This is a genomic window from Neobacillus sp. MER 74 (genome assembly GCF_023714155.1).
The window spans coordinates 158,156-181,000 of record NZ_JAMAUV010000007.1 but is presented as its reverse complement, the minus strand read 5'-3'; the positions used below and the strand labels follow the sequence as shown (position 1 = coordinate 181,000).

General features: G+C 36.8%; 23 protein-coding genes. 17 read left to right on the top strand and 6 right to left on the bottom strand.

Annotated features, from left to right (window positions below; all coding sequences use genetic code 11):
* The 4 genes from M3610_RS14325 (at position 1) to M3610_RS14310 (ending at position 2,884) form a co-directional block, all read left to right on the top strand.
* Complete coding sequence (locus tag M3610_RS14325) at positions 1–477, top strand: hypothetical protein (RefSeq protein WP_251459977.1); 477 nt, start codon at positions 1–3, stop codon at positions 475–477.
* A 201-nt stretch (positions 478–678) separates the two neighbouring features.
* A complete protein-coding gene (locus M3610_RS14320; protein ID WP_251459975.1) occupies positions 679–1,950 on the top strand; it encodes an MFS transporter in 1,272 nt (423 codons plus the stop codon).
* A 225-nt stretch (positions 1,951–2,175) separates the two neighbouring features.
* Entirely contained in the window at positions 2,176–2,658 is a 483-nt protein-coding gene (locus M3610_RS14315) for a DUF2975 domain-containing protein (RefSeq protein ID WP_251459974.1), read from the top strand.
* Between the two features lie 10 nt (positions 2,659–2,668).
* A complete protein-coding gene (locus M3610_RS14310) occupies positions 2,669–2,884 on the top strand; it encodes a helix-turn-helix domain-containing protein (protein ID WP_098574680.1) in 216 nt (71 codons plus the stop codon).
* Between the two features lie 123 nt (positions 2,885–3,007).
* Here the strand turns inward: M3610_RS14310 and M3610_RS14305 are convergent, their stop codons facing one another.
* On the bottom strand, positions 3,008–4,450 hold the full coding sequence (locus M3610_RS14305) for a L,D-transpeptidase family protein (protein ID WP_251459972.1): 1,443 nt from the start codon (positions 4,448–4,450) through the stop codon (positions 3,008–3,010).
* A 251-nt stretch (positions 4,451–4,701) separates the two neighbouring features.
* Here M3610_RS14305 and M3610_RS14300 point away from each other — a divergent pair, with 251 nt between their 5' ends.
* Both M3610_RS14300 and paiA read left to right on the top strand, forming a co-directional pair.
* The gene (locus M3610_RS14300) at positions 4,702–5,154 is read left to right on the top strand and encodes a MarR family winged helix-turn-helix transcriptional regulator (RefSeq protein WP_098574678.1); all 453 of its coding nucleotides are present in this window, start codon (positions 4,702–4,704) and stop codon (positions 5,152–5,154) included.
* A gap of 25 nt (positions 5,155–5,179) precedes the next feature.
* On the top strand, positions 5,180–5,698 hold the full coding sequence (gene paiA / locus M3610_RS14295; RefSeq protein ID WP_251459970.1) for a spermidine/spermine N(1)-acetyltransferase: 519 nt from the start codon (positions 5,180–5,182) through the stop codon (positions 5,696–5,698).
* Positions 5,699–5,751: 53 nt separating this feature from the next.
* Here the strand turns inward: paiA and M3610_RS14290 are convergent, their stop codons facing one another.
* Entirely contained in the window at positions 5,752–7,194 is a 1,443-nt protein-coding gene (locus M3610_RS14290; protein WP_251459968.1) for a flavin monoamine oxidase family protein, read from the bottom strand.
* Between the two features lie 214 nt (positions 7,195–7,408).
* Here M3610_RS14290 and M3610_RS14285 point away from each other — a divergent pair, with 214 nt between their 5' ends.
* From M3610_RS14285 to M3610_RS14275, 3 genes are read left to right on the top strand one after another with little or no spacing between them, the layout of a single operon-like run.
* Complete coding sequence (locus tag M3610_RS14285; RefSeq protein ID WP_251459966.1) at positions 7,409–7,957, top strand: GNAT family N-acetyltransferase; 549 nt, start codon at positions 7,409–7,411, stop codon at positions 7,955–7,957.
* A gap of 16 nt (positions 7,958–7,973) precedes the next feature.
* Complete coding sequence (locus M3610_RS14280; protein ID WP_251459964.1) at positions 7,974–9,266, top strand: AAA family ATPase; 1,293 nt, start codon at positions 7,974–7,976, stop codon at positions 9,264–9,266.
* Positions 9,267–9,287: 21 nt separating this feature from the next.
* On the top strand, positions 9,288–9,947 hold the full coding sequence (locus M3610_RS14275; protein WP_251459962.1) for a DUF429 domain-containing protein: 660 nt from the start codon (positions 9,288–9,290) through the stop codon (positions 9,945–9,947).
* 233 nt (positions 9,948–10,180) lie between these two features.
* On the opposite strand, the gene phaC is transcribed toward M3610_RS14275, so the two are convergent.
* The 3 genes from phaC to M3610_RS14260 all read right to left on the bottom strand — a co-directional run bounded on the left by phaC (position 10,181) and on the right by M3610_RS14260 (position 12,653).
* Positions 10,181–11,257 carry a class III poly(R)-hydroxyalkanoic acid synthase subunit PhaC gene (gene phaC, locus M3610_RS14270; RefSeq protein ID WP_098574672.1) on the bottom strand — a complete coding sequence of 359 codons (1,077 nt, stop codon included), beginning with the start codon at positions 11,255–11,257 and terminating at the stop codon, positions 10,181–10,183.
* Between the two features lie 80 nt (positions 11,258–11,337).
* Positions 11,338–12,081 (bottom strand): 3-oxoacyl-ACP reductase, encoded by a 744-nt coding sequence (locus tag M3610_RS14265; RefSeq protein ID WP_098574671.1) that lies wholly within the window; start codon positions 12,079–12,081, stop codon positions 11,338–11,340.
* A gap of 89 nt (positions 12,082–12,170) precedes the next feature.
* Positions 12,171–12,653: a polyhydroxyalkanoic acid synthase subunit PhaR gene (locus M3610_RS14260; RefSeq protein ID WP_098574670.1), complete on the bottom strand. Its 483-nt coding sequence runs from the start codon at positions 12,651–12,653 to the stop codon at positions 12,171–12,173.
* Between the two features lie 318 nt (positions 12,654–12,971).
* On the opposite strand from M3610_RS14260, the gene fabG reads away from it, so the two are divergent.
* Positions 12,972–13,706 carry a 3-oxoacyl-ACP reductase FabG gene (gene fabG, locus M3610_RS14255; RefSeq protein WP_251459960.1) on the top strand — a complete coding sequence of 245 codons (735 nt, stop codon included), beginning with the start codon at positions 12,972–12,974 and terminating at the stop codon, positions 13,704–13,706.
* Between the two features lie 371 nt (positions 13,707–14,077).
* Positions 14,078–15,268: an acetyl-CoA C-acetyltransferase gene (locus M3610_RS14250; protein ID WP_098574668.1), complete on the top strand. Its 1,191-nt coding sequence runs from the start codon at positions 14,078–14,080 to the stop codon at positions 15,266–15,268.
* A gap of 63 nt (positions 15,269–15,331) precedes the next feature.
* Here M3610_RS14250 and M3610_RS14245 read toward each other — a convergent pair whose 3' ends face one another.
* Positions 15,332–15,640 (bottom strand): hypothetical protein, encoded by a 309-nt coding sequence (locus M3610_RS14245; RefSeq protein WP_251459959.1) that lies wholly within the window; start codon positions 15,638–15,640, stop codon positions 15,332–15,334.
* Positions 15,641–15,953: 313 nt separating this feature from the next.
* On the opposite strand from M3610_RS14245, the gene M3610_RS14240 reads away from it, so the two are divergent.
* From M3610_RS14240 to M3610_RS14215, 6 genes are all read left to right on the top strand, one after another.
* Entirely contained in the window at positions 15,954–16,250 is a 297-nt protein-coding gene (locus M3610_RS14240; RefSeq protein WP_251459957.1) for an antibiotic biosynthesis monooxygenase family protein, read from the top strand.
* 240 nt (positions 16,251–16,490) lie between these two features.
* Complete coding sequence (locus tag M3610_RS14235; protein WP_251459955.1) at positions 16,491–17,603, top strand: glycosyl hydrolase family 18 protein; 1,113 nt, start codon at positions 16,491–16,493, stop codon at positions 17,601–17,603.
* A 121-nt stretch (positions 17,604–17,724) separates the two neighbouring features.
* Positions 17,725–18,735: a DUF3231 family protein gene (locus tag M3610_RS14230; RefSeq protein WP_251459953.1), complete on the top strand. Its 1,011-nt coding sequence runs from the start codon at positions 17,725–17,727 to the stop codon at positions 18,733–18,735.
* A 371-nt stretch (positions 18,736–19,106) separates the two neighbouring features.
* Complete coding sequence (locus tag M3610_RS14225) at positions 19,107–20,684, top strand: cation:proton antiporter domain-containing protein (protein WP_251459951.1); 1,578 nt, start codon at positions 19,107–19,109, stop codon at positions 20,682–20,684.
* 57 nt (positions 20,685–20,741) lie between these two features.
* Positions 20,742–22,118 (top strand): TrkH family potassium uptake protein, encoded by a 1,377-nt coding sequence (locus tag M3610_RS14220; protein ID WP_251459949.1) that lies wholly within the window; start codon positions 20,742–20,744, stop codon positions 22,116–22,118.
* Positions 22,119–22,153: 35 nt separating this feature from the next.
* Positions 22,154–22,810 carry a potassium channel family protein gene (locus tag M3610_RS14215; protein ID WP_251459947.1) on the top strand — a complete coding sequence of 219 codons (657 nt, stop codon included), beginning with the start codon at positions 22,154–22,156 and terminating at the stop codon, positions 22,808–22,810.
* Positions 22,811–22,845: the final 35 nt, after the last annotated feature.

Here is a 22,845-nt window from a genome sequence, read left to right as displayed (position 1 = left end):
ATGAAATTCACGATCCAGTATATTCCTCTAACCAAAATCAAGCCAGATTTATCGATGAAAATTACAGAGCATCTTAAGAGACTGCAGAGAGTCATGTGGGATTGCATGTTTGTGTTGGTTGTTAAAAAAAATCGCAAAGATGGCAATTATATTATTGTTAGCGGGCAAGATCGATTCGAATCCCTTAAAAAACATACAAAAAATATTTACGCTCCCTGTATAGTCGATAAAAGCAGTAGTTCCACTGGAATGTTTTCGTGGTTTCATCGATTCCGTCACAAACAACCCCTGGATGACTTTCCTTTAATGCCGGCCAGCTGGTCAATCGTCCGCTCATTTTTAAAGCAAGAACCTCGTTTTAAACAACTATCGCGGTCCGAACAAATCCGAGTTCTTTTTATTGCTGCACATTACAAGAAAACCGTTATTTATTCCATGAGAACCACCGTGAATGAGATTCTAAGAAGTAAAAATTGATTCCCACTGCAAAAAAAAACAAGCCCGATTTTGCTTCATAATTGAAGCGGAAATCGGGCTTTTCATTTCAAAAGCTTTCTACTAAAAAAAGGTGCACTGTCATGGACACTTGGAGGGAATTATGGATGAACTATTACTGTTGACAGGTATGTTATTATAAACTTATTCTGAAAATTCCCAACAAGCGGAGGATAAAAATAATTGAAACGGATACATTATAGTTGGTTTATTTTATTGATCACCTTTTTTTCTATTATCGTAGCAGGAATTGTTCGATCCTCCTCAGGGGTATTGATTGTCCCTTTGGAAAATGCCTTCGGATGGGATCGTTCACTAATCTCGATGGCGTTTGCCCTTAACCTGCTGCTATATGGGTTTTCTGGCCCTTTTATGGCGGCGCTGTTAGAGGAAATTGGTTTAAAGAAAATGATGGTTTTGGCGATGTCCACACTAATGGTTGGAGTTTTGCTCACTCTTTTTATGACGAAACCTTGGCAATTAATGATCATTTGGGGAGTAATCATTGGCTTAGGGTCGGGGCTGTTCTTAACGATATTAAGCCCTTATGTTGCCAATCATTGGTTTGAAAAAAGAAGGGGACTTGCAGTTGGCATTTTGACTGCGAGTACAGCGACAGGACAACTAATCCTTCTACCGCTGTTAGCGATTATTATCGAAGAATCTTCCTGGAAATGGGCCATTGGTTTTATTCTTATTCTGAGCCTCATTATGTTGATTATCATCCTACTCTTTATGAAGAATTCACCAAAAGAAATAGGTCTGCTCCGTTATGGATTAGAAAAAGAACCGTCAGTACAGCAAATCGTCGAAAAGAATAATCCAATCATTATTGCCTTTCGGACCTTGTTTGAAGCAGTAAAAGTGAAGGAATTTTGGTTACTTGCAGGCAGTTTCTTTATTTGCGGCCTTTCAACAAGTGGATTAATTGGTACTCATTTTATTTCTTATTGTATCGGCTTTGGATTTACGGCAGTTACAGCGGCTTCGATGCTTTCGTTTATGGGGATTTTTGATTTAATTGGAACCACTCTTTCTGGATGGCTATCGGATCGGTTTGATAACCGGTGGCTGCTGTTTTGGTATTACAGTTTAAGAGGGGCTTCACTCGTCTTACTTCCCTTAGCACTATCCAAAGGTTCTATTACTCTACTTATTATTTTTTCCGTTTTTTATGGATTAGATTGGATCGCAACTGTACCACCAACGATTAACATTTCACGGCAAATTTTTGGGATTGAAAAAAGTGTCGTGGTTTATGGCTGGATCTTTGCTGCCCATCAATTAGGTTCTGCTGTGGCAGCCGGTGGAGCGGGGATTATCTATAATATCTTCACATCGTATACATGGGCCTTTGTTCTAGCAGGAATGTTTTGCTTGTTAGCCAGCCTATTTGTGATTGTAATAAAAAAACAAAATGTAAAAGTTGAAGTGAGTCAAACTTATAAAGCCTAAGACAAAGGGCCGAAATCGCAAAACAACTACAAACATTAAATAATAAAATTAACTCGATACAAGTAAAAAAGCATTTCTTTGCAAAGAAGGAATGCTTTTTACTATTTAAAAATAAAAGAATATACTTATAACAACAACTATATAATTAAAACCAATAAGTTTTTATTGATAAACGATAAATAATGTTTTAAAATCAGATTATAATTAATTATGTGAGGTGCTTTTATGAAACAAGTTACGACACTCTTTTTAAAAGTGGCTGTTATTTTTATAGGAATCCCAGTTCTTGCATTGTGCATCTTTTTGGTACCTGAACTTGGAGATCTTTCAGCAAAATTGCTGCCTGATTTTTCTTCTATAAAATATTTCGTTTCCATTATTTTTTATGCATCAGCGATTCCTTTTTACTTTGCTTTGTACCAAGCATTCAAACTGTTACGCCATATTGACAAAAATGAGGCTTTCTCCGAATTGTCTGTAAATGCATTAAAGAAAATCAAACAATGTGCCATCACAATCAGTATCTTGCATGTGCTCGTTTTACCGCTATTCTATCTCTTTGCGGATAAAGACGACGCCCCAGGTGTCATCTTTGTCGGATTGATTGTTCCCTTTGCTTCACTTGTGATTGCAGTTTTTGCAGCTGTTCTCCAGAAGCTTTTGCAAGAAGCGATTGATATAAAATCAGAAAATGATTTAACGGTCTGAGGTGAGAACAATGGCGATAATAATCAATATTGATGTGATGCTTGCGAAAAGGAAAATGAGCGTAACAGAACTTTCGGAAAGGGTAGGGATTACAATGGCGAACCTTTCCATTCTAAAAAATGGGAAAGCAAAAGCGGTTCGTTTTTCCACGCTAGAAGCAATATGTAAAGCGTTGGATTGTCAACCTGGAGATATTTTAGAGTACAAAAGCGATGAAACCCCTTAAAATAATACGTTAAAAAAGGAGAAACATGATGGAATGTTTCTCCTTTTTATATAGGATTTTAAGCAAAGACGTAAAAGGGCCATACATCATTCTAGGGCTGTTCCTTCAGTCTTTACTAATACCTCAATAAACGACAACCGGATCATAAGTGCTGAGATTGTCATACACCGTTTTCATAACGCTAGGCGGGGTGTTGACACAGCCATGCGATCCATTGCTTTTATAGATATTACCACCAAAGTTTGACCTCCAGTTGGCATCGTGGAATCCCTGCCCGTCATTCGTAAAAGGGGCCCAATATTGAACCGGTGTCTGATACGTAATTTTTCCGTTTTCTCTGCCCGTTAGGACAGCAGGTGTTTGCTTATAAAGGATATACCACACTCCTGGTGATGTATCATGTTGGGTACTATGATTGCCTGTAACCACATTCGTTGTGACGACTAACTTCCCATTTTTGTATATCCAAATTCGCTGCGCTGCTATGGAGACTTCAGCATACGTATTGCCAATCCCATTGTTCTTGACAGTGTCATATCCGTAGCCTTCACCCTTCCATCCATTTCCGTAAATATTCGAGGCGGAAACTGATTTCTTCCCACTTTCAAAAGCTTTCACAATACGGGGGATTTCTTTATCAACATTTATGGCCCATCCATAGCCTTTCCCTTTAACTGATATGACCGAACCTGAATGGGTCTTGAATGTGAAATCCTTGTTTAGTGTGGACTGAGAATGGTTTATTTCAGCAATCTTTTTCTTAACCTCACCCTCATCTTTAATCTTAATCTGCAAATCTTTTGTAATAGATGCATTTTTAATTAATTCTTTTGCGGATAACTTAAAAACTTTGTTCTGTACTTTATAATCAACGGTCTGCACAAGGAATTCTTCTAGCATTTTGTGTTGATTTTTTATAAACTCGCTGTATTCTTTAATGGGCTGTATGTAGACTGGATTGAGATAGATTTCACTAACATAATTGTGTTTTTCAAAGTCCTTCAAAAGACTAGGGACATCATACTGATCTCCGCTAACACTGTTAGTGACAACAATTTGACCTTTTACTAAACGAACCTCCGCATCTTTTGGCTTTTTTAACGTTTGATTCATGGCTAACAGCTTTTCTTCCACTTGCTTTTTCAACGTTTGGTTTCGATATTGATCTTGTTTACTAGGCCATAAGGAATAATTATACGCTTTTGAAGAAGGAAAAAACGTCCACTGGCCCTTTAGTATTTTTTTGACTTGGGGCAGGTCACTTTTCATAAATCCCATTTTTGTATCTTTTCCATCGAAAACTTGTTGATTACCGACATAGACGGTATTTTTCAATATAGTAGTTTTTAATTTCTTTAATGCCTGATCAGCGGTCATTCCACCCACGTTTATCCCATTAATCTTGATATTTGAATTAAAATGGTTTGCTTGATAGTACCAGACTGCTGCAATCAAAAGTATGATCATGAAGAGAAGACTTCCGGTAATAAACCTCCAGTTTGCGAACCACTTTACTGAATTTTCGCGTTTTAAGTCCATTTCTTTAGTTACTGCTGTGCTTTCCATAAAGTTCCCTCCTACATCTGATGATATCCAAGCTTTAAATATTTCATTCTCTTAAACTATGTATTTATGTCATAGATTACAGTTTGATTACATTTATACAACTATTCTAACAAATGTAACCGTCGAACATTGTCAGATTTTGTATTTGTTTAAATTTATTTAATTGTTGTAAATGCAATAAAATTAGGTTACATTTTATTTACATTGCTTTTTGTAGTAATTGCAACAAAAAATGAAGAAGGGAGAAAATCATGAAAGAAATTCTACGCGAAATTGGAATGATCGCAAGGGCCTTGGATTCGATAAGTAATATAGAATTTAAAGAATATGACCTGACAAAAGGGCAGTATTTGTACCTTGTTCGAATATGTGAATATCCAGGAATCATTCAAGAGAAGTTAGCTGAAATGATAAAGGTAGACAGAACAACTGCAGCTCGTGCGATAAAAAAACTTGAAATGAGTGGTTTTATAGAAAAACAAGAGGACCAACAAAACAAGAAAATAAAAAAACTCTTTCCAACGGAAAAAGGGAATTATGTTTATCCTTTCATAAGAAGAGAAAATGATTATTCCAACATGGTAGCATTAGAGGGCTTTTCCGAAAGGGAAGTAGAAACCATGTTTACTCTTCTTCAAAGAGTTCGAAAAAATATTGAAGTAGACTGGGAATTTGTAAAAAAGGGGAACAAGAGAAATTATTAGTTAATAAAGGAGTGGCAAAATTAAAATGACTATAATCATAAAGAAGTGTACCCTTGAAGATTTACATACACTACAAGAAATTAGTTACGAAACATTTAATGAAACATTTAAAGACCAGAACTCACCCGAAAATATGAAAGCCTATTTAGAAAGGGCATTCAACTTAAATCAATTAGAAAAAGAATTATCCAATCTTTCTTCTGAATTCTTTTTTGTATATTTTAATAAAGAGGTCGCTGGATATTTAAAAATCAATACCAATGAGGCTCAGTCTGAGGAAATGGGGGATGAATCACTTGAAATCGAGAGGATTTATATAAGGATCAAATTTCAAAAACACGGGCTTGGAAAATATCTGATAAATAAAGCTATGGAAATAGCAATCGAAGGTAATAAAAAGAAAATCTGGCTGGGCGTATGGGAAAAAAACGAAAATGCCATTGCTTTTTATAAGAAAATGGGGTTTGTTCAAACGGGCGCCCACTCTTTTTATATGGGTGATGAGGAACAAATAGATTTTATTATGACAAAAACGCTAAAATAAGACTTATCATTATTAGGAATAGAAGAGGCTGCCTCGCAGCCTTTTATATAAAATTACTTAGGTATGTCATTCACTTCATTTGCCACACGGATCCCGGATTCAATTGCCCCTTGAATCCAGCCGTGGGTAAGGCCAGTATGTTCACCAGCAAAGTGTACTCTTCCCTCGGGTGTAGAAATATACGGATATAGCTCAACGTCCTGACCCGGTTCAAAAGAGGTAAAACCTCCGCAAGAATATGGGTTTTTACTCCAGCTAAAAGCAGCTCCCGTTACGAATTCTGAATAAACCTGATTCCCAAATATTTCAGCCAAGTTCTTTAGTGCAATTTGGATCATCTCTCTTTCAGATAGACTCTCCAAGGTTAAAGCCTCATCTGCCCAAGTATAACTCGCAATAACAACCGCAGGTCCTTTTGAACCAATACCATAGCTTGGATAATAGGAAAATCGAATGGGAAGATCGGTGATTGATTTACCACCTAATTGCCCTGCTTTCTCCCAAAATCTACTTTTAAACTCGATGGCAATCTTAGAGGAGCCCATATAATTGAGTTCACGAATCGCTGTCCTTTTATAATAGGAGAAGGATTCATAGGGCTCGACTTGCACAAACCGGAGCGTTGAAAATGGAATAGTCACGATGGCAAGGTCACCAGTCATGCTTAAGCTCCGATCGGTCTTCTGGTGCTTACAATGAATGGTTACACTGTTTTGATGTTGAGATATTTTCATTAATTTTTGGTTAAACAAAATATTTTCGTATAATTGTGGTTGAAAGGCTTTAGGCAATAGATCCATTCCACCCGTTATTTCATAAAAATTCTTCGTTCCGTTTAAGATGATGAGTTCTCGTAATATCTCTACAAAGGTCATCCCCATATAAGCTTCCAAGTCAATAAGCACACCAATCATATCATTTGCACCGACAGAAAAATAATAGTCTAAGAAAGAGCCTAACGATAGATTTCTATATTGTTTTTCTATAAGAGGCCAATTCTTTTTTGGATCTTTGTTTATAAAATCGATGATTGGTTGGACGACAGATAACAAAAGTTCTTCCGCTGATTTTCCTTTTTCATTTGGAGTAACGGGGTATTTTAAAATGCTGGGATCCTTCTCGTACAATTGAAGCCTTGTTTTAATGCCATTAGCGTAGAGGATGTCATTTGGAGTTCGGTTTATAAATAGATTGGTAGGCAACTTAAATTTTTTAATATATTCAATGGTTAATTGATGTTTTTCGGGAATACGCATCGGTCCGGCATTAAAATATAAGTTCTCGCTAAAAGGCGTTCTTATTGTATAAACACGTCCGCCCACTCTATCATTTGCTTCCAAAATGGTAACACTATGACCAGCTTCCTTTAATAAAGAGGCCGCGACGAGTCCAGCCATCCCTGCACCAATGATAATAATCTGTTTAGGATTTTGAGATTTCTTCAGACCATTTCTAATGATGGTCAGCATTTGCTGCTCCGTTAATGGGGAATTCATCTATTGGGGCAACCTCCTTTGCGTTTCCCAATAATTGCCTTATTGCATTATATACAGGGAAAAGGCTGCATATGTGCAATTTATGACTCTCAAGGCTTGTCTTTTTGGATTAAGAAAATCAACCATTTCTTTTACTAAACGTATGTGCTATAACATAGGAGAGAAGGACCCTCCAATTATGAGGATATGGTCCTATTAAAAGGTGGGGATCGTTATGAGAGTAGAACCGACGGAATTTGTTGTGAATAATTTACGCTATATCATTAGGTCTGCAAATGAGACGGACGCTATGAGCTTGTCAGAAGTTCGATTGCAGATCGATGGGGAAACAGAGAATTTGGATAGAGAAAAAGGCGAAGCGTTTATTGATGAATCAGGTTTCAAACAGATAATTAAAGAAGATACAGAAAGTAAGAGAAATATATTTTTAGTTGTTGAGGTAAATGAGAGAATTGTAGGTTTTTCCAGATGCGAAGGAAGCAAATTGAAAAGATTTGCACATAAAGTGGAATTTGGTGTCTGTGTTTTAAGAGAATTCTGGGGATATGCAATCGGGAAAAACTTATTACAAGAATCTGTCCAATGGGCGGACTTAAACGGAGTTAAGAAAATATCGTTGGCTGTTCTCGAAACCAATGATAAAGCCATTAAACTCTATGAAAAATTTGGTTTTGAAGTGGAAGGTATTTTAAAAAAGGACAAGATCCTATCTGATGGAAATTACTATCATACGATATTGATGGGAAGGTTTCATGACTTATAAGAATAAGGAGAATTAGATGAAAAATAATGTTTTGTTTGACACTAATAAAATAGACCGGGAAGCATTCCCTTATTATTACGACTACGGCAAAATCGTTTCTACCATTCAAGAAAAACTCGTTAATGAAGTGGGAATCGACTTTCAAATGTATTCTGATGAAGATACTTCCAATGAAATTTGGGATATTCTTGAGGAAGACTTGAAAGAGGAATCTCCGGAAGTACAATTGATTTGTCATATTTATAAAGAAGGGGAGACCAAGACAATCTCATCTAACCATACCGATAAGGTGATGGAGCTGATTATTAAACCACGGATTATCAACGGTCTCTTTTACTATCCAAACTATCAGTTGGCGCTAGCAAGATTAGTCATTTATCAAAGTGATGGGGAAATGACTCGTGATTTTATTTTTGCCAAAAATGATGCGTGCTTAGTAGCCTTTTTGAAGTATGTCCTGAAAAGAAAAAGAGAATATATTAAGAACTATGTTACTGTTTTTACGGATACGGAAGATGGTGTGGAAACAGAGATTGATAGTATTACTACATTGGTTAGAAGAGAAGATGTTTTTTTAGAGGATTCATTAAAGTGTGAAATTTACCGTTCGATTGACGAATTCTTCTCGGAAAGCGGCCAGTTTTTCAAAACCTATGACATTCCTTATAAGCGCGGAATTCTGCTCTATGGTAAGCCTGGTAATGGTAAGACCACCCTCGTGAAATCGATCGCCAGCAGCATTAATGCTCCAGTTGCTTATTGGCAGATTACAGAATTTACATCGAGTTATACGATAAAAGAGGTCTTTGCATCGGTATTGAAGTTAACACCATTGGTATTAGTTATTGAGGATATTGATTCCATGCCAGCGAGTGTCCGTTCTGTCTTCTTGAATATCTTAGACGGTGCTACTTCGAAGGAAGGCATTTTCATCATTGGGACGACAAATTATCCTGAAAAAATTGACCCTGCACTGATGAATCGTTCTGGACGATTTGACCGTGCGTATGAGATTCATGTGCCGACGAAAGAGCTCCGTTATCAGTATTTATTAAATAAGAATATTACTCGAATTCTTTCAGAGGACGAGATTCAACAGGTCATTGATTCGACTAAGGATTTCTCCTATGCGCAGCTCAATGAATTATATACATCGATTGCCCTTGAATGGCATTATGAACAAAAAGTGGATGTGAAACGTCTTTGTGCGGATTTAAAATCGCTGCAGCAAAAACAACAAAAACAAGAATGGGATCAAGATCTTTCTTCTACCTCGATTGGATTTTCAGGGTTTAGTGATGAGTATTAATTTTTATAAAGTGGTTTGCTTATGAGAGTGATTGGTATTGATTTAGCGGGTCCAAGTAATCACAAAGATACTGTATTGACTGTATTTAACCAACAAAATGGTCAATTAAATTTCTTGAAATTAATTAGGAATATAGGCGATTTGGATATTTTAAAAGAAATAGAAGCTCAAAGTCAATTAGATGAAGTCGTTATCGGGATCGATGCCCCTTTATCGTATGAAGATGGGGGAGGGGATCGGCAAGGGGATAAACAGCTTCGTCAGTATATTGTCTCAATTGGGATGAGACCTGGATCCATCATGCCGCCAACCTTAAATCGAATGGTATATCTTACTCTTAGAGGAATTAAGCTTAGTAGAGAAATAGGGAATCTAGCTGCAAGATATCCGATTTCGATTGTGGAGGTGCATCCAGGTGCAGTGATTGGATCAAGACTTCTTGAAAGGGATCTGGAATATGTCTTGAGCTACAAACAAGTTCTCTCAGCAAGAACCTGGATTCGAGACTGGTTTGCGGAGCAAAAATTAACCAAGCTTCCTGTTTTTATTGATGAGGAAAGCCATTTGATTGATGCCTGTGCTGCTGCATTAGGAGCATGGCATTGGAAGGATCCATCGTTGCAGCCAAAATGGTCATTCCCGCCTAATCCTCCTTTGCATCCTTTTGGATATTGTTGTTAGCCGTATTCCTACCACAGTATTTAATACTGTGGTATTTTTCTTTACGGTTTATTATTTCTAAATTATTTGAATTCATTAAATTTAATATAAATTCTGTATATTGTACTTGTTTTTTTCCTAAAAATTACCTATAATTAATTTTACCACTATTGCCCAATTGTTTACCTGCCATTACTTTTTCACTAGATAAAATAAAAGAAGTGCCCCTATAGGGACACTCATTTAAAATTGGTTTAGTTGGATCTTTCTTCTAACCAATCCGCTATCGTTGGGTACGTTATTTTTGTGGCTTGACTGCCAAAAGTAATCGAAGTATGTCCAACAGGTAACACTTTAAATTCTTTATCCTTACTTGAAATCACATTCATCAATGCCTCAACTTGATGTGGCGGGGCAATTAGGTCGTTTACCCCAGCTAAATTGAGCACATTAGCCTTGATATTTTCAAGTTTAACCTTTTTACCTCGAATAACCATTTCGCCTTTGATCAGTTTATTATTTTGGTAGAAGTCTCTAATCCACTGACGGTAGGCTTCACCAGGGAAAAGAATCCCGTCATTTAACCATTTTCGTAGAAGTTTAAAGCTTTTAATAAATTTCTCATTATCAGCACGCTCTACGAGACTAATTAATGGTCCAAAGTTGGTTCCCATTGGATTGATCATTTTATTTCCAAAGTCAATCATTTCTGGTGGAATCACACCAAGGGTTTCTACGACTTTATTAATATCGAAATAGCGCTCATCCAGCATCGGACCATATGAACCGCTATTTTCAAAATTAAACGGACTAGTCATAAAGATAAGGTTGCGAATTGGTAATTCAGGGTGTAGTGCCGCAAATGCAGACGTAATTGTTCCACCCATGCAATAACCAAGAATCGATACTTCCTCAGCTTTAGATTTTCTCAATACCTTACGAACTGCACGAGGGATATAGTCCATAATGTAATCATCTAGTTTCATATTTCTATCTTCGTAACCTGGTGTACCCCAGTCAAGGAGATAAACATCAAACCCACGCTCAACTAGATATTCTATTAAACTGCCACCTTTAGTTAAATCCAAGATATATGGTTTATTGATTAGAGCATAAACTAAAAGAAGGGGAGTTTTATATTTTTTTGGTTGGTCAGAAATATACCGGTAAAGCTTCGTTTTATTTCTAGTCCAAACAACTTCTTTCGGTGTAGGTGCTACTTCCGGTTCAGGCTCGGTCGTTAACACTTGAGTTGCCCTGTAGACACGTTGATACATCTCTTGATACTTTTCAGGCGCAAATTCGAGTACACCATTCCATTCTTTTGGCATCAAAACGTTAATGACTGTTCACTCCTTACAAAATTTATTTACTCTCTTAATATATAAAGAAAGTTGTACCTTCATGACAATTACATGTAAAGTCCACCGTTAATATTTAATTGTTGACCAGTGATATAGTCACCATCTTTACATAAGAAAACGACACCACGAGCAATTTCTTCTGGTTTACCTAAACGTTTTTGTGGAACTTTTTCAACGATTCCTGCAAGAACTTTTTCAGGAATGGCTTGAACCATCTCAGTACCAATAAATCCAGGGCAAATCGCATTAACAGTTACATTGCTTTTAGCTAGCTCAAGAGCAAGTGATTTAGTATATCCAATGAGTCCTGCTTTTGCTGCTGCATAGTTGGTTTGTCCAAAGCCGCCTGCTTGGCCAATAATGGACGAAATGTTGATAATACGGCCAGCGTCTGATTCAAGAAGGTAAGGTAGAGCAGCAGAAGTATTGTTGTAAACACTATTTAAATTTACATCGATTACTTTTCTCCAATCTTCTTCGCTCAATTTTTTGAACGTGCTGTCTCTTGTAATTCCTGCATTATTTACAAGGATATCTAATTTGCCGTAATGATTGATTGTTTCTTGTACAAGGTATGCTGCTTCATTACTTTCTGAAACATCTGCTTGAACAGCGTATGCCTCTCCACCAAACTCATTAATTTCTGCTACTACTTTATCTGCTAATTCTCTGCGGATATTATAGTTAATAACAACTTTCGCGCCATTCTTAGCTAGTTCTAATGCAATCGATGCACCGATACCTCTGCTGCCGCCTGTTACAATCGCTACTTTGCCTTTTAATTCTGTCATTTTTCTGCACCTCATCTATAGTAGTTGTTTAAATAATCCTGCTGGTTTAATCCATTATTTTGTATTACATGCTAATATGTAATCCGTTTTTATTTCTTTTCTTTTTGTGTATTTAACAGAGTAAGAATTTGATTCAATTTATTATCCAAATTCTTCACATCTTTTTTAACATTTGACAATTCTGATTTAAATGACAACTGACCTTCATTATTTTCTAATTTTTCTTCCAGTTTTTCTTCAAGGTCGTCAACTTTTGCATCCACATTAACAATTAACGATGAAATGTTAGCGATGTCATTTCGAGATGGAACATTCATAAACTCTAAATATTTTAATGTAGATTCATCGATCATTTTTTTAAATTGAAGATTCATCTCCAACAACTGTCCCATCCCTTGAGAAGGGTAATCATTGCCGAATTTTTCATCAAATAATTTGCTGGATTGGGAATAAATATCTTTCCACATATCATAAACATTAAAGTCTTCCGTACCCAATTTTCCATCAAATAATTTACTAGATTGGGAATAAAAATCTTTCCACATATCATAAAAATTAAAATCTTGGTTCATTCTTTCTACCTCCTTGATTACTTTTTTGTTGACGTATCCATCATACTAACTTGTTTGGAATATTAAAAGGAGAAAGTTTAAAAATTCACAAAATACATTTCTTCATTTTTTGACAAAATTCTCACTTTTTCGCGAAATGACCTAGGAATTTAACAAAAGTTATAAGTAGAAAGAATTCAGCATACTATGGTTAAAAATGGTAATAATGGGCTTCGTCCCCCTTATTATAATTGTTTTGTTGTTTTCTTTATCAATGTGCCTTGGGATGATGATGAGTGTAGTTGTTCTTTTGAGAATAGTAAAAATGAGGTGATAGTATTGGAATTTAATGAAAAGGTCGTGTTAATTACTGGTGGTGCACAAGGAATCGGCAAAGAAACGGCAAAACAATTTCTTCAAGAGGGTGCAAGTGTTGTAATTTGTGATTATGATGAGTCAGCTGGGAAAAATGCATTAGAAGAATTAAATAGTGAAAAGTTAGCTTTTTTTAAAGTGGATGTAACAGACAGTGCACAGATTGAAAAGATGGTCAGTGCCACAGTAGAAAAGCACGACCGAATCGACATTCTCATCAATAATGCTGGAATTACACTAGACGGCTTTCTTACAAAAATGGATGAATCCGCTTGGGAAAAAGTAATTTCTGTAAACCTCTCCGGGGTTTTTAAATGTACGAAAGCGGTTGCTCCTTATATGTTAAAGCAGGGGGCAGGGGTTATTCTCAACGCATCCTCAGTGGTCGGTTTATATGGGAATATTGGTCAAACAAATTATGCGGCAACCAAAGCTGGTGTAATTGGGTTGACCAAGAGCTGGGCAAAAGAATTTGGTCCAAAAGGGATTAGGGTCAATGCAGTCGCTCCAGGCTTCATTGAAACAGGCATGACGGCTGCCGTGCCAGATAAAGTCCTTGAGTTTATGAAGGAAAAGACACCGCTCAAGAAACTTGGAAAACCAGAAGACATTGCCGCAGCGTACTTATTTTTGGCTTCAGATAAAGCCAATTATATAAACGGAACGATCTTAAGTGTGGATGGGGGATTAGTAATTTAAATTGCATAGCCAAAGCTAAGAGGGAGAATTTGGTTTTCTCTCTCTTTTTTATTGTTAATATTTTGAATAAATAATATTGAAAAATAATTCAAATAAATATTTTTCTACAAAATTCGTCATTTTTTAATGTATTTCAACATAAATGCCCTTACACTATTGTTTTTTTTGAATGTGACATTTTCCGTTGCCATTCATTGGTTTAATCCCTAATTTTTAAAAAAGTTTAATAGATTTTTGATTAATAAAGGGTGAAAGTAATAAATACATAACTCTGAATTTGTCGAATTGTTTGTCGCAAAAAGTAGGGCTAAATGGTGTAAAATTTGTGAGGAATTATTCAAATACATAAATCAGCTTTGGAGGAGATCAGAATGTCAGTAAATGAAGTTGTCATTGTAAGTGCCGTAAGAACAGCTATTGGTAGTTTCTTAGGGAGTTTAGAAAATGTATCAGCCACTCAGTTAGGTACAACTGTCATTAAAGCAGCTATTGAAAAAGCTGGAATTAATCCAAATGATGTGGATGAAGTTATTATGGGGAACGTATTACAAGCAGGATTAGGACAAAATCCGGCAAGACAAGCTTCTCTTGCAGCGGGTATTCCTCAAGAATCACCAGCTTTTACCATTAATAAGGTTTGTGGATCAGGCTTAAAGGCTGTTCACTTAGCAACACAAGCCATTCTTGCTGGGGAGTCTGAAATCGTTGTTGCAGGTGGAATGGAAAGTATGAGTCAAGCTCCATACCTGTTAAAAGGCGGACGCAACGGTTTCAAAATGGGCGATCAGAAAATGTTAGACAGCATGATTCAAGACGGTTTATGGTGTGCGGAAAATAACTACCATATGGGAATCACAGCTGAAAATCTTGCTGAAAAGTATGAAATCTCACGTGCAGAACAGGATGAATTTGCTGCATGGAGTCAGCAAAAGGCTCAAGCAGCGATTGAATCGAATCGCTTTGCTGATGAAATCGTTCCTGTTGAGGTACCTGGAAGAAAAGGACAAGTAACATTATTCAGCCAAGATGAGTTCCCTCGTTTTGGAGCAACTGCAGAAGGTTTAGGTAAACTTCGTCCTGCATTTAAAAAGGATGGATCTGTTACTGCTGCTAATGCTTCAGGCATTAATGACGGTGCGGCTGCATTTGTTGTGATGAGCCGTAAAAAGGCAGAGGAATTAGGAGTTACTCCTCTCGTAACTATCAAAGCGAATGCTTCTGCAGGTGTAGATCCGAGTATTATGGGAATCGGACCTGTCCCAGCTGTGAAAAAAGCTCTTAATTCAGCGTCTTTATCCTTAGAAGACATTGACTTAATTGAAGCAAATGAGGCATTTGCTGCTCAATCAATTGCAGTTGATCGCGAACTTCATTTTAGTAAAGAAAAACTAAATGTTAACGGCGGTGCGATTGCACTTGGCCACCCAATCGGTGCAAGTGGAGCAAGAATTTTGGTAACTTTAATTCATGAAATGAAGAAAAGAGAAAACCAATATGGTTTAGCTACATTATGTGTTGGCGGTGGACAAGGCGTAGCAACCATCATCGAAAATATTAAGTAATAAAGAATAGATTTTCACAAAAATGGCTTGGAGATTACTCCAAGCCATTTTACTATGTGCAGATTATCTTTCTACTTCGATGTGCTGGAAGCCGTTATGTGTGGCATAGACTTCAAACCATGTGTAGGTGGGTGCTTTGAACCACTCATATTGCGGCAAATAAACCAAATATCTTATATTGCCATCGGCATCATGAATTGTTTTGAAGATTTTTACAGGACCAATACCATGTAAATATCCTTCCATTCCATCGCGTACCCTATTTTTTTCCGCTTCCTTTTCTTCCTTATATAACCTCATCAGCCCATCCATAAAGATACTTAGCAACACCAGGGTAATAGCAATTAACCCGAAAATCAATAAATTGAACAATAGAATGCCCTCCTTAAGTTTTTTTAAGAATCATATGTATGATTAAATGCACTACTAATCTATTTAACTCTTGAGGTCTCTCAACTCCTTTAATGGGATAGCTTCAGATTGATTGTATCTCCGCCAAAGAATAAAAGGTGTGACAAAAAATACATGAAGCGCATATAAAAAATGAAATATTCGTGAATTTTTACCTGAAACAAGGATAATTTTAGGAGGGATTCTCGGTGTGAGATATTTTTAGGTCCAATTAACCTTAGAATTATATGATAGAATTAATTTAATTTTTACCATTAAGAAAGGTGGGACTTACATGATATTGGAAGCGGTTATGCTTACGGTTAGGCCAGGGATGGAAGAGGAGTATGAGGAGGCATTTCGTCAGGCCTCAGAAATCATCGCATCCATGAAAGGGTACATATCTCACGAATTACAGCGTTGTCTTGAAGTGAAGGGGAAATATTTATTATTGATTAAGTGGGAAACTCTAGAAGATCATACCGTTGGATTTAGACAATCTAATGAGTATCAAGATTGGAAAAACTTATTACATCATTTCTATGATCCTTTTCCAACTGTGGAACATTTTGAGAACATCCCGCTATTCTAGCTTAGAGGTCAAAGATTTTATTATGGTGATCAGTTTTAGCCTATCAATTTGTCACTTCATTTATTCTTTTCTTAAAGTGGAGCTAGGAAAACATCAGCAAGCAAAATTTATTTTTCTACCTTACATAATTGTGAAAGATTATACCTAATATAGGGAGGCAAGTTACTGTATCATTCGTTAGTGATCTGAATTTTTTGACAAAACAATTTCTATCCAAAACTACGACTTAGAAGAAGGTGCATGATGGGAAAATATTGTTATCGGTCATTCACGATCCTTTCTTTAAGCATGTTCTTAATACTTTTGTCTTCCTGCAGTCAGTCAGAAAGAAAAGAGGCAGAATACAGTACGAACAAAACTACTCGCGAGGTATTAGGTTTCTATACAGAACAGGAAGGCACGTTACCAGGGTCTCAACCTACCGTTACTTCACATTTCAATCATTTAAGTATCATTGCACCCTTTTGGTATAAGCTTGATGATAAACGACCAGGCAATCTTATCGATTCCGTTACCGAAGATCATAAAAGAACGGTTATTCAAAGTGCACATGAAAAACATCTGAAGGTATATATGGTTGTACATAATCTTTTTTATGAAACGGAGGAGAAGGGAAAGCGTGTAGCAGGAAATATCCTTAAAAGCGATAAAAACCGCAATGATTTCATTCAAAACTTACGCAATGAAATGCATCAGTTTAACTATGACGGGATTAATATTGACATGGAAAATTTGTATTTGACTGATCGAGATTCCTTTAGTTTACTGATAAAGAATTTGTCCGAATCACTACATCGTGACGGTAAGTTAGTAACCGTTTCAGTTCCGGCAAACACAGGTGATTCCCGTGCTAATCCCTGGTCAGCGTGGTTTGATTACGAAAAGCTTGGTCAATATTCAGATAGATTAATGATTATGACATACGATGAACACAACCCAAGAACAACACCCGGATCAACAGCATCAGTCAATTGGATAGAAGCAACGATTGATTATGCTTTGAAACATAAAGTACCACCATCCAAAATTTTACTCGGTATCGCTACTTATGGATGGGACTGGGATACAACAGCAAACAAAGCCTTGTATAGCTCCTATGCAATGTTAATGAGTCAGAAAACAAAATATAAAGCGAAAGTTAAATGGGACTCTCATACAAAAACACCTCATTTCAGTTACGTAGATAATAAAAATCATAGCCACCAGGCTTGGTTTGAGAATGGCCACAGTCTGCGGTTTAAGCTAAATCTTGTAGAGAAATATGACTTACGGGGAATTGGGCTTTGGAGACTTGGCTTAGAAGACCCGATGTACTGGACGATCATATCCGAGAAAATAAAAGTAAAAAAGTGATGGAATGGTCAAGAAGCCAGAAGTGATTCCAATCAAATCGCGAAGTTTTATAAAATAAAGACAAGGTATATTTCACTGAAATGTAAGACAATCTATGAAAAAAAACAATGAGGTGTCTTGTGTGTCTTCCATTCATAAAACCAAATTGACTTCCGCCGAGATTGCTGCCCTCTGGACACAATATTTAAACGAAACAGCAGGGATTTGCTTTCACCAACATATGATGGAACACCTGGAAGACAAGGAAATCAGAGATGTTTTTGAATATGCAATGTCTCTTGGTACCCAACATTTAGAGAAAATAAAAGAGTTCTTAATCCAAGAAGGTTTTCCAGTTCCAATCGGATTTACGAATCATGACCTGATACCAAACACTCCACGTCTTTTTTCTGATGTTTTGTGTTTGCATTATTTAAATATTATGACCATCCATGGCTGTCATGGGTACAGCGGCGCGATCACCACAAGTGCTCGACAGGACGTTCGTGAATATTTCACGCGTTGTAATGCATCTGCCGTTGAATTGTGTAATCGGACCAAGAATGTTTTGTTAGAAAAAGGCTTATACTATCGTCCCCCTGTGGTTTTACCACCTGAAAAGCCAGATTATGTCAAAGACGAACACTTTTTAGCGGGATGGTTTGGTGAAAAACGACCATTAAGTTGTATTGAAATTACCGATATTTATTTTAATTTGAAGAAGAGCATAATGGCTAAAGCCGTCACAGTGGCCTTTTGGCAAGTCGCTCAGTCTAAGAACGTTCGAGACTTTCTATTAAAAGCATTGAAAACAAAAGACAGCCACATCCAAATGTTCAATGACCTTTTAAATAAGGAAAATCTGCCTGCACCACCCACATTAGAAGCGGAAGTGACGAATTCCACCACTTCTCCGTTTTCTGAAAAGCTAATGATGTATCAAGTCGGATTTTTATTTACAACTGCGATGGTGTATTACGGAACGGGATGGGCATCGTCTCCTAGAAGGGATTTAACCCCGCATTATATGATGGCAATTTCTGGTGACGTAAAAATAGGAAACGATTGGCTCGACATGATGATTGATATCGGTTGGCTGGAACAACCTCCTTTAGCCGAAAACAGAGCGGAATTAGCGATGAGGAATAAATGAGGGTATAAAAGAGATTCAATATGATAAACCCAAACCTTTGATGTCTATACAATAATGTAAAAAAGATGGGAGTGCTAACGCGATCCCTTTTTTAATATTAATATTTTGTACAACATAGAACTTATTTTAGGGGAATCCAGATGAAGGAAGAAAGTATTTAGATGTTATATTAGTAAAAAAATTCTAAATAAAAGTTTGAGGTAGTTCAGTTCAAAAAGGCTGGAGTATTTTTTTTACGTAAAAAAATAGGATTTTAAATATACCTATAGAAATTGACACGTAGAGAAATGGCACGATTGAGTTTCAGAGGAAAATTAAATGATAGGTTGTTCACATAATGGACATTATTAATTTATAAGGGGGGGAATCAGGTGGAGGAAATAGATATGCATCATATTTTCGAACTTGGACTTACATTAATCATGATCGCAGCTGGTATCACAGCCATCTCTAAAAAATTAAAGCAGCCTTATCCAATTGCCTTAGTTATAGTTGGGACTATTATTGGTCTGGTAAACATTCCAGCATTATCTCCTTTAAAGGATTTTATTACAGAAGGTGAAGTTTTTAACTTTGTTATCATTACACTCTTCTTACCCGCTTTATTAGGCGAAGCGGCTTTAAAGCTTCCTTTTTCCCATTTAAAAGAGAATAAAGGTCCTATTCTTGCTCTAGCTTTTGGAGCTACTCTGTTATCCTTTCTTATTGTCGGTTTTTCTACGATATGGCTTTTAGATTTTTCGATTCCTACCGCATTTGTGTTTGCTGCTCTAATGAGTGCCACTGACCCTGTCAGTGTGATCTCCATTTTTAAAAGCGTTGGCGTAAATAAAAGGCTCGCTACTGTCATTGAGGGAGAAAGTTTATTTAATGATGGACTGGCGGTCGTCCTATTTAAAATTTCTGCTTTCTATTTACTTACATATATGGATCTTGGGGCGGTCGGAATTGGATATGGATTATGGGAATTTATTAAAGTGATTTCCCTTGGACTCATCATTGGCGGTGCACTTGGATATGGTTTTTCTAAACTAACTAGTTACTTTGACGATTACCCATTAGAAATTATCTTTAGTGTGCTCCTTTTTTACGGTTCATTCTTACTAGCTGAGGCCGTCCATGCCTCAGGAGTCATCGCGGTTGTTGTCGCTGCACTGATTTTTGGAAATTATGGAGCAAGTATTGGGATGAGCCCGACGACGAAGCTAAATATTAATAATTTTTGGGAGGTTACTGCACTATTGGCCAATTCAGTCGTCTTCCTAATGGTTGGATTGGAAATAACCCAGATTAACTTAGCGGACAAATGGGGGTTAGTTTTTCTTGCCATTTTGATTGTTCTCATTGCCAGAAGTATTGCAGTTTATGTAAGTCTATTATTCACCAGTAATTTTCCAACTCCCTGGAAACACGTGATCAACTGGGGGGGGTTAAAAGGCTCTTTATCCATAGCACTTGTATTAAGTCTTTCTCATGAATTTACCGGTAGGGAAGATATATTAATTGTCGCGTTTAGTGTGGTATTGTTTTCTTTAATATTTCAAGGAATATCTATTAGACCGCTATTATCCGTCTTAGGGCTTAATAAAAAAGAAGAAGGGGATAAAGAATATGAAGAACTGATTGCAAGGGGACATAGATTTGAAACAGCCATAAATGAAATACACACCGTTAAAAAAAATTTGTTCATCACCGAAACAGCAGCTAAAGAGGTGATTACAGAATATGAACAGGAACTTTCTGTATTACAGAGCAAAATGGAGCAACTTTTTAAAAAGTATCCCAGTCTGAAAGAAAAACAACAATCGATCCTACATAAACATGCCTTATATGCCCAGCACGAAGCAATTGAGAAATTGCTCAAAGAAGATATTATCTCAAATGAAGTTGCAGACCAAGAGCATAACCATATTACTGATAAGATCGTGGAATTAGAGGATTTACATTAATTAATATATGTAATCATAAACTTAGACATTAGGTTAAAACATAAAAATAGTACTCCAATGTATTGGTATAGAGGGAGAGTCAATATTGTGAAATTAATAAAAAGAAAAGGGAATTTAGTTCGTTTGCATCCTGCCCAAATCATTGTGATCGGTTTCGGATGTTTAATTCTATTGGGGACTTTACTGTTTATGTTACCGATTGCAACCTATGAAGAGGGACGGGGACTTAGTTTCATTGATGCTTTATTTGAGGCTACTTCAGCTGTTTGTGTGACAGGGCTGGCTGTGGTCGATACAGGAACAACCTTTACTTTATTTGGAGAAATCGTACTTCTTTGTTTAGTCCAAATAGGCGGTTGGGGATTTATGACTACGGGTATCTTATTGTTTATTATCTTAGGGAAAAAAATTGGATTAAAAGAGCGCTTATTACTTCAGGATTCATTAAATGTGTTTTCTCTTTCGGGGGTAGTCAACTTAGTAAAACGGATCATCATCATTACCTTTATTGTCGAACTAATTGGTGCTATCACGTTAGCCATTCGCTGGTCCTTTGACATGCCTCTCCGGAAAGCCATTTACTATGGTATTTTCCATTCTATTTCAGCTTTTAATAATGCTGGGTTTGGTCTTGAACCAGACAACTTAAGTAAATGGGTGGGTGATCCGACGGTTAATATCATGATAACCCTTCTTTTCATAACGGGTGGAATTGGTTTTACCGTTATTCTCGATCTCTTTCATAAAAGATCCTTTCGCAAATTGTCCCTTCATTCGAAAGTCGCCCTCTTTATGACACTATTACTGAACATCGTTGGGACATTAATCATTTTATTTTCAGAATATAATAATTCTGGAACTATTGGGAAGCTGTCATTTGATGATAAGCTTTGGGCATCTTACTTTCAAGGCGTTGTAACACGGACTGCCGGTTTTAATACGATTGATATTGGAGCCATGAATCTTTCTTCCCTTGTTTTCATGATGGCGCTGATGTTTATTGGTGCGTCCCCCGGGTCTACTGGTGGAGGTATTAAAGTGACCACTTTTGCCATTATTATTTTAGCTTTTTGGACGGTGGTTACCAATCGGGATGAAGTGAATATTTTTAAACGAAGGCTTCCGTGGGAGCTTGTCAATAAATCATTATCAATTGTTGTGGCGGGAATGTTTTTTATCTTCCTCATTTTCTTCTTATTAACCTTTACCGAAAAAGCTGATATGAGCAAACTGCTGTTTGAAACCATTTCTGCCTTTGGAACAGTAGGTTTGTCCGCTAATTTTACACCCGACCTGTCGCCCTTCGGTAGAGTCTTGATTTCCATCATGATGTTTATTGGAAGGCTTGGACCTTTAACGATGGCTTTTGCACTTTTAAATACTCGTAAAGATGCAAAAGTTAGATATGCAGAAGAAAAGATCTTAATCGGCTAGAGTTTCATTTTTTAATTAGGGGGTGTTTAGTACTTATGGTAAAGCAAAGTTTTGCTGTAATTGGGTTAGGGAGATTTGGTACGAGTATCGCATCCAAGCTAATTGAAGCAGATCAGGAAGTAATGGGAATTGATATAAATGAAGAAAGAGTCGAAGAAGGTAAATTATTAGTTACCCATGCTGTTGTCCTTGATTCTACGGAAGAAGAATCACTGAAGGCGGTTGGAATTCGTAATTTTGATTATGTTATTGTTGCCATCGGCAATGATATGCAGGCAAGTATTTTAACAGTATTAATTTTAAAAGAAATGGGCGTGAAACAGGTGATTGCAAAAGCTCTGAATAAACGCCATGGACAAGTTTTAACAAAAGTAGGTGCAGATTGGGTTGTACATCCTGAAAGAGATATGGGAGAACGTGTAGCCCATCAACTTCTCTCACCCCATGTGCTGAACTATATAGAACTTTCAAAGGATTACAATATTGAAGAAATCATGCTGCCACCGTGTATGGCTAGAAAAACTTTACGCGAACTGGATTTACGTGCGAAATATAATGTGAATGTCATTGCCATTCTAAGTAGTGAAAATTTAATCATTTCACCCTTTCCGGAACATCTTATTCAAAATGGGGATAAGGCAGTAGTCATTGGACACCGTGATGATTTAAATAAGTTGGCAAATCTTAAATAACCTTTCATTTTTACCGAAAAGACATCCATTGGTGG